The organism is Vibrio sp. HI00D65, assembly GCF_001635455.1.
In the GTDB taxonomy this organism is placed as follows: Bacteria; Pseudomonadota; Gammaproteobacteria; order Enterobacterales; family Vibrionaceae; genus Vibrio.
Window position 1 is genome coordinate 1 of sequence record NZ_LWEH01000531.1, and the last position, 327, is coordinate 327.

The 327-nt window shown below is 45.3% G+C and carries 1 protein-coding gene; it reads left to right on the top strand.

What is annotated here, in order from left to right:
- Positions 1-327: lysoplasmalogenase family protein (locus A3712_RS23280; RefSeq protein WP_231891876.1), on the top strand; the 327-nt coding region annotated here is incomplete at both ends.

Here is a 327-nt window from a genome sequence, read left to right on the forward strand (position 1 = left end):
CCCTCACTCAAAAACGTCCCCTATATTTTGTTTGCTTTCTGCTAGCTCAACTTTGTTATAGCAAAGCCTTTTGGTTGCAGTTGTCTGGAGAAATGGTCTGGTGGTTGTTCGCCTTACTCTTAGCTGCTTGTGTGGTGGCTTTCTTCTTGCTGCTACCACGTTTAGATAAACTTGTCTTTCCTGTTGTGATTATGGGGATTGTGCTTATTCAGCTAACTTGGGCTTCTGGTGAGGTTTGGTTACTTGACCCTAAGTTATCGCACGCGGTTGGATTTGCAGGTTGTAGCGTATTGCTGCTCTCGGCACTGGCGTATGCACTTAACTGTT